This window comes from Bradyrhizobium sp. CCBAU 11386, from assembly GCF_028128955.1.
Lineage (GTDB): Bacteria > Pseudomonadota > Alphaproteobacteria > Rhizobiales > Xanthobacteraceae > Bradyrhizobium.
On sequence record NZ_LBKA01000008.1, the window covers coordinates 123,970 to 130,989 of the forward strand.

The 7,020-nt window shown below is 62.5% G+C and carries 3 protein-coding genes and 2 pseudogenes (1 of these 5 only partly in view); 4 read left to right on the forward strand and 1 reads right to left on the reverse strand.

Going from position 1 to position 7,020, the window contains the following annotated elements; all coding sequences use genetic code 11:
* The 4 genes and pseudogenes from XI09_RS03085 to XI09_RS03100 all read left to right on the forward strand — a co-directional run.
* A pseudogene (locus XI09_RS03085) lies at positions 1–5,448 on the forward strand (shikimate kinase); it begins 2,291 nt to the left of the window's first position.
* A 280-nt stretch (positions 5,449–5,728) separates the two neighbouring features.
* Positions 5,729–6,036: pseudogene (locus XI09_RS03090) on the forward strand (IS6 family transposase); the annotation flags it as partial.
* Positions 6,037–6,066: 30 nt separating this feature from the next.
* A complete protein-coding gene (locus XI09_RS03095; RefSeq protein WP_271565615.1) occupies positions 6,067–6,384 on the forward strand; it encodes a hypothetical protein in 318 nt (105 codons plus the stop codon).
* Positions 6,378–6,644: a hypothetical protein gene (locus XI09_RS03100; RefSeq protein ID WP_271565610.1), complete on the forward strand. Its 267-nt coding sequence runs from the start codon at positions 6,378–6,380 to the stop codon at positions 6,642–6,644. Before XI09_RS03095 ends, XI09_RS03100 begins: the two co-directional genes overlap by 7 nt.
* A 124-nt stretch (positions 6,645–6,768) precedes the next feature.
* Here XI09_RS03100 and XI09_RS03105 read toward each other — a convergent pair.
* Positions 6,769–7,020 (reverse strand): hypothetical protein (locus XI09_RS03105; protein WP_271565616.1); only part of this gene is annotated, 252 nt, incomplete at its 5' end.

Sequence of the window (7,020 nt, forward strand, 5' to 3'; positions counted from 1 at the left end):
TGAACGGTTTCAGCAAGTGGCCGGAAGAGGAGTGGTGTCGCCAAGCCACCGGAGCGATTGCCGGTGAGATCGGTCGCCGTGACCGCCGTCCCCCCCCCCCCCCCCCCCCCCCCCCCCCCCCCCCCCCCCCCCCCCCCCCCCCCCCCCCCCCCCCCCCCCCCCCCCCCCCCCCCCCCCCCCCCCCCCCCCCCCCCCCCCCCCCCCCCCCCCCCCCCCCCCCCCCCCCCCCCCCCCCCCCCCCCCCCCCCCCCCCCCCCCCCCCCCCCCCCCCCCCCCCCCCCCCCCCCCCCCCCCCCCCCCCCCCCCCCCCCCCCCCCCCCCCCCCCCCCCCCCCCCCCCCCCCCCCCCCGGCTCTCTGATTTTAATCACCAGCAGCTGGCGAACCTTGTGAACGGTTTCAGCAAGTGGCCGGAAGAGGAGTGGTGTCGCCATGCCACCGCAGCGATTGCCGGTGAGATCGGTCGCCGTGACCGCCGTGACCGGCTCTCTGATTTTAATCACCAGGAGCTGGCGAACCTTGTGAACGGTTTCAGCAAGTGGCCGCAAGAGGAGTGGTGTCGCCATGCCACCGGAGCGATTGCCGGTGAGATCGGTCGCCGTGACCGCCGTGACCGCCGTGACCGGCTCTCTGATTTTAATCACCAGGAGCTGGCGAACCTTGTGAACGGTTTCAGCAAGTGGCCGCAAGAGGAGTGGTGTCGCCATGCCACCGGAGCGATTGCCGGTGAGGTCGGTCGCCGCGACCGCCGTGACCGGCTCTCTGATTTTAATCACCAGGACCTGGCGGACCTTGTGAACGGCTTCAGCAAGTGGCCGCAAGAGGAGTGGTGTCGCCAAGCCACCGGAGCGATTGCCGGTGAGATCGGTCGCCGCGACCGCCGTGACCGGCTCTCTGATTTTAATCACCAGCAGCTGGCGACTTTGATGAACGGGTTCAGCAAGTGGCCGGACGAGGCGGCGTGCCGGCAGTCCACGATGGACATCGCACGCGGATTGGGTGCTCGAGGGCAACGGTTCGGTGCGTTCACCACGCCTCAGCTGAGTATGCTCGCCAATGCTCTGTCGCGAACGATCATGAGGGCAGAGGACAGTGGGGAGATTACGGACGCCGCTCTGCCCAAGGATCGGCTGCACAAGCTGGCCCACTACCTGCACTATGACAATGATCGCCTGGGGCAGGCTGACGTTCTGCACATCGCAACCATTTTCAAGGCGCTGGGTAAGGCTGGGCTGTTTGATGATCTCGGTTTGCTCGCACCGACAGGCTTGAGTCGGCTCTCAGAATTGCGTCAGGCACCTGATTTTACAACCCGGAACAATCTGGAAACCATGGGTAATCTGTGTGCTGCTCTGCTGCCACTGGCGCGCAGCCCACAGAAGCCGCTGCGCTGGCACCGCAGGCAGGCGCTCAACCTGCTCAATGAGCTGCAGCCCGTCGTCGAGCAAAAGATCGAGGCGCATCTGAACGCAAGTGATGCCGAGCGGACCCGTGGGCCGCTTGCGAGCCGCCGCCCCGCTTTGTCGATCTATCAGACGCTCAAGGCCCGTGCCGTCCTGGAGAGATTGTTCAGGCCACCGTATGTCGAAGGCAACTGGCCCGATTTACGGAGCAGGCAGCAAGAGCTGCAGCATGGGACCAGAGGAATCCTGGCTGGCGCGCGCGACCTGATTGGAGGCGATCTTTCCAGCATGAGCTGGAACCTGATCGCGCAGATCGAGGCGGACAATCCAGTGGATGCGCTGGACTTCTTCATGGAGCAGGATTCGACGGCGATCCAGGCGCAACATCCCGCGTCGGTCTTCGACGTGCATCAGGTGTTGCGAGCCATGGACCACGCCCCAAGGTCTCCGCAGGGTGAGGCGGGACTGATGCGGTTGCCGGTGGTGGACATGCAGGGGCGGCCGTTGGCCACGGAGCCGGAGATACGATATTCAATTTTCCATCGCCTGACCTCGGGGGCGCTGCCCGTGGTCGCAGTGCAACTGCCAGCAACCCCGAGCGCCTTCATGTTGGCGCGTACGGTGAGCGTCAACGGTGTGCCATACCGCATGGACCTGTTCGGCGGCAGCAAGTTAAAGCCGCCGCCATTGACCGTGTCCCAGGTTGCGGCGCGTGCTCCAGGCGAGCTAGCAAATCGTGGGGGAAAGCTGCTGGCGATTCCCTATGCCGAAACCGCACAGGGCACGGCCTTCGAACAGCTGTCGCGCGCCTGGGCGCCTTTCAAAGAGGCCTATTATTACACTCAGCGCAGGGGTTTTGCGGCGCCCCCGGCGATCAAAGGTCTGTCTCCTCACGACTACGCGCTGGAAGGCGCCTTCAAATTGGCGCTGCTGCCAGACCGCCCTGCCGACCAGGAGCATCCCTTCAAGTTGATGGGGCCGGACGGCCCCATCAACTTGCGACCGCATGACGGCTGCGGCTTCATCAGGGCCTCGCTGGCCAACCTTATGCCAGCAGTTCGTCGCGCCGGCGAGCGGGAAGGTCCCGACCGGGTGCTTGCCTTTGGCGAGGGAACGAAGTCAGCCCTGCCAGTCTCGGCGCTGCAACATTATCCGCGCAATGAGCAAGTGGCGGATGAGGCACGCGAGAAGGCCAGGAGTTGGCTTGATAGCCGGGAAGAGCAAAGGCTGACATCCGAGGAGCTGTTTCGCACCGTGACGGCCGCAAACATCAATGGTCCGGGCGCAGTGGCCATCCCGTCCGCTGACGGCTGCCTCCATCTGCCGACGCTCAAGAGTGAGACGTTGAGAGGTGGTGGCGTGCTGATCGGGCGATCCCCTTATGACAAGCCCAATCTTCGCCCGTTCGCCCCCGATCAGGTCAGGTCGGCCGCTGATGGAGACCCGACTGCGTCGTTTCTCGATCAGTGCGTGACCATGCAATACAGTTTCAATGTCGCCCAGAAGTCGGGGGAGGAGTTAGCAGCCCACGATCCGACTTTCTTTGCCAAAGGGCTTCTGGTCGTGGTGCCCGATGAGATGTGGCCAGCCGACTTCGCCGACCGGGGGCTGGTGATGTCTGCCGAGGACGTCAAGTGCCATTCGAGCTGGATCAACGGCAAGGACCGCGCAAAAATGGACACGCCGGTCGACTGCGTCGGCATCCTTCAGTCGACCGAGTTGTTTGCTCCGGGGTCGGTGGTTGCCGTGCCGCCCAGTGAACAGAAGAAGCTTGATGGCGATTTCGATGGGGATAGCCTCGTCATTATCGGCGACCGGCCGCAGCTTTACGAGCATGTAAGGCAATTCGATCAAGAGGAGCAAGTTCGCGGATTGGGATCGCTCAAGCCGCCGAAGTCGCACACTCCGGCGATTGAGGACGGTCGCTACAAGTTCGGTCGCGCCAGCCAGATCCTCGCCGTTACGCGGAATGTTCTGGAAATCTATACCGGCCTGCAGCGAGGCTTTCTGGCTCAATCCGATGAAGCCCGACAGTGGTTTGCCGAGCGTGCTATCTTCGGCACGTACGAAGGCATTCACCACGAGCTCAAGCAAGACATCCGACGCCTGTTGGAGCAGGAGCAGGTTAGCGCTCAGAACGTCCAGGACACGCTCGAGAAGGCGCGGCACGAGATTGAGCTGGCAGACCATCCGGTCGCGCGCGAGATGGCCGACTTGCTCCTCACCGAGCTCGACGCGTGGTCCGCGAGGCTGGATGAGCAAATCCTGCCCGAACAACTCCTGCCCGAAGCAGGCGCCAGCATAAGTGAGGCACAGATCGCAATGAGCCCACGGCTCTGTGAGCTGTTCCCGGAGCTGGCGGAGACCTACCCGGCAACGGCTCAGCCACGCGACCGCGTCCAGCTTCTCGTCGACCGTTACCCTGCACGCATCGACCCGCGACCGGATGGCTACAATCTGCACGATCTCGTGCAAAGTACAAACAATCTCCTGAGCCTCGGCATCAAGGTCGGAACTGACGCCTATAAATCCGACACTGGCGCCTACATCTTTATGCTCAAAAGTGGGCACCTTCAGCGCCTGCTGCAACAGACACCGGGGTTGAAATCGGTGCCTTACACCAAGAGCATGGCGGCTACCCTCAACCAGGGTCTGCTCGATGTCGATGCGACGCTGGAGGATCTCAAGGACAATCCGACGCTGGCGGCTTCAGTCATGCAAGCCTCGATCAAACTTGCTGCCGAGCGAGGCATTCTGCCTGAATCCAAGGGCCGAGGTCTTGCTGCCGATGATTCCGCCACGACAATCACATTGACCCGCGAGCAGGCTGCACAGCGCGCCCAAATGGAGGCAACCCGCGCTCAAGCCGAAGAAAAGGATATCACCCTAATGGCAAACTCGGTTGCCGAAACCCTCAGGAGAGCCGACTTCGAAGTGAAGATGCCCCACTCCCGTTGGGCCTTGAGATCGATAGACTCGATGACCGACCAGCTCGTCGGAATGCAGGCACCGATTGAGGCCGGCGCCCAGCTGATCCGCAACGCGGTACGCCACGTCTTCGAACTCCCAGATAGGGAATTTGCACGTGCCTTCAAGAAAGCCATTCTCCTCTTTGAGGAGAGCGGCTATGCCGAGGTCAGCACGATCAACTGGTTCAGGACGCGATCGCCGACCTTCGTCGGCATCAAGACTGTACTCGCCACGCCGGGGGGCTACCGCTTCGAGGTGGAGTTCCACACTGCAGACAGCTACAAGGCCAAGATCGACAATCATGACACGTACAAGGAGCTGCAGCGAGCGAGCCGAGAACCTCTGGATCAGTTCAGAGCCGAGCAACTCTTGGAGCGCGTGCGACAGGCCTGCAACAAGGTTGTCATCCCCGAGGGGGCCATAGAGATCCCCCACTGGGAAGCCGACGCGGATAGTACAGTTGGTGCCAGCCTAGCTCGTCGGTTGCACGTGGCCCCGCCGAGACGCACGGCGCGCTCCCCGATGGCAAAAGAGATTGTTGGCGCCCTGGGCGAGCGGCCGATCGTGCTCGTCGGCATGATGGGGGCCGGGAAATCCGGTCTTGGCCCTGCACTCGCCAGGCGACTGGGGCTGAGGTTCGTCGACACCGATAAAGTGATCGAGGCGAAGACCGGCAAGTCCATAACCAAGATTTTCGCCGAGGATGGCGAGGCGCATTTCAGGAATCTTGAGGTGAATGTGATCAGGGACTTGCTCGAACAAGGGCCAGCGGTGCTCGCAACCGGTGGTGGAGCGTTCATGATCGAGGAAGTCCGGGATCATGTCGGCAAGAAAGCGGTCTCGATCTGGCTCAATACCAGCGAGGACGTGATCAGGCGGAACCTGAGGCATGACACCAAGCGTCCGAAGATGCAAACCGCCGACCGAGACCAGACGATCACTGACCTGATGCGCGTGCGCAATCCTGTCTATCAGCTTGCCGATCTCACGATCGCTCCGAAGTACCGGGGGGATCTCAAAAGCGCGGAAGCTTGCCTGGGCGCGCTGCACGCCTATCTCAGCGGCGGCGCAGGGTAGGCCGGCTCGTTTCGAGTTGCGTGACAATGCTTGGGTCCCGGCGCTTGACTTCCCCCGCTGTTTGCCGGGCCCGTACCGGGTCATCGCCAGGGCGCTCGGCAGCTTGGCTCGCCGCAGGAGCTTGCCTCAGTGCCAGCCCCCCGGCGAGGGAGCTTTGGCTTGGCTGAGCGAGGAGATGTCGCGTGAGAGGATGCAAGAACCGGCGTGGCCATCAACCGCTTGGCCGTCAGGGTACCGTCAAGTTAACGAATTGGAGCGGCCGAGGGGGTAGACGACGGGCTTGCCGACCGCCCGGGACCCTCTTTATCGTCGCCATCGCTTCCACCGGAAGTGATCAGCTATGCCGTGCGGTTGTAGTTCCGGTTTCCCTTAAGCTTGCGCATGGTCGAGGAAATGCTGGCGGCGCGTGGCATTGGCGTGACCTATGAAACCGTGCGCCAGTGAGGAGGGAAATTCGGCAAGGCGTTCTCCGATCGGATCCGCCAGCGCGCTCCCGCTCGCGGTGACAAATGGCATCTGGACGAAGTCGTTCGCTCGATCGCGCGCGAACAACATTGGCTCTGGCGCGCTGTCGACCAGAATGGCTACACGGATTCGCATTTCTGGCGTCTGGCGCCGTTGTCGGCGACTTCCGTCGGTACGGCTTGGGCGCTGCATGGCCTTTGGGCGGCGCAGTGGCTTGCCGACGTCGACGGTCTCGATCGCGCAGCGGTGGTGCAGCAATTATTCGTCATGGCCGCCGCACTCAGCCTGAAAGCGTTTTTGTTGGGTGTTCTGCCCGACCGGCTTCGTCGTTATGGAATTGGAACCGAGGCGCTGCTTGCAATTGTCGGCCTTCTATTTATCGCGATCCAGTTCGCGATCATCTTCCGATGCCCGATGTCATCATACGTGCTGTGGGGCACCGCGGCCGTGTCGGCGCAGCTACCGTGCTGAATGCAATCCTGGCCGCCTACTTCCCGAAAGAACTTGCTGGGCGCGCCAATGCTGCGCTTAACGTATTCCATATCGGCGGAGCATTTGTCCTGCAATCCGCAACAGGAATAGTGCTTGAGCAATGGACGCCCGTGGCGGGCATTATCCCGCCCATCGCTTATAAGACTGCCTTTGCCCTCAATCTTGGCCTGCAGATCGTCGCATGGATATGGTTTGCCTTCTCATGGATATTCGTAAGCGCTCAGCCGGAACCCTATTGATGCTGGCTTGACGTTTTGCGGAATCGCCATGGCATGAGGTCTTCGATTCTGCTTGCTGACGCGCGGCAACGCGCGTTCTCATCCTGATTGATTGCCGCGCGGCAGGCGGCCTTGCTTCACGGCGTTACCTATTGCTTGCGAAGCGTGGCAACCACGTCATGATGTGGCTGATTTCGCCTGCGGCGCCGGCAGTCGAACTCAATCGGCTGGCCTCGTGCGGGGCGGGGCGCGCATACACCGGCTCGGCGGGCAAGATCACCAATTGCCAGATCGGAGCGTCGGCCAGAGCCCCTGTCATCGGCATAAGCCGAGTCAGCCCCTCAGTCGGTTTTGCAGTGCCTTCCGATCGACGACGAGCTTGTCGAGGTTCAGCAGG